A 468-nucleotide genomic window follows, 5' to 3' on the forward strand; every position below is an offset into this window, starting at 1 on the left:
CTTTTAAGATCCACATTCATACACCCGACGATACGGTATTACATCGTTCAGTTGGCTTTGTTCGTATGGGGGAAGACAAAGCACTCAAGAAAACCATCAAATTAAGAGATGAGCTAGGTAGACAGCTTTGGGGCAAGTTTTGGCCAAAGGTCCTCAAAGAACCCTATCTCATGACACGTCTGCCTCATAGTTTAGAGCCTAAAATTGTATTTAAGCCCAATCCAACGCAGAGTGACCCTGAACATCGCGACGAGTGCTACATAGCTAAATGGCGTGTTTTCTCTGAGAATGGTGATTACAAATACAGAACGAAAGTATGTTCTATACGGAAACACGGTCGACTCGCAGCCTACAGCCAAACCAAACGAGCACTGCTTGAAGCTCACAAAGATGTGATTGAGCTGCTTATCTTTATGGGACGATTGAACAGCATTGATCTGAAGTAGTATCAACCTCGATAACTTCGTT

Annotated in this window: 1 protein-coding gene; it reads left to right on the plus strand. The window is 43.4% G+C overall.

The genetic code is table 11. The features are described from left to right. Positions 1–446, plus strand: a 446-nt coding sequence (locus AB4496_RS27015; RefSeq protein ID WP_372132998.1) for a Fe3+-citrate ABC transporter substrate-binding protein, incomplete at its 5' end; no start/stop codon positions are given. Positions 447–468 lie beyond the last annotated feature (22 nt).

The organism is Vibrio sp. 10N.222.46.A1, from assembly GCF_041473595.1.
GTDB lineage: Bacteria > Pseudomonadota > Gammaproteobacteria > Enterobacterales > Vibrionaceae > Vibrio > Vibrio tasmaniensis_A.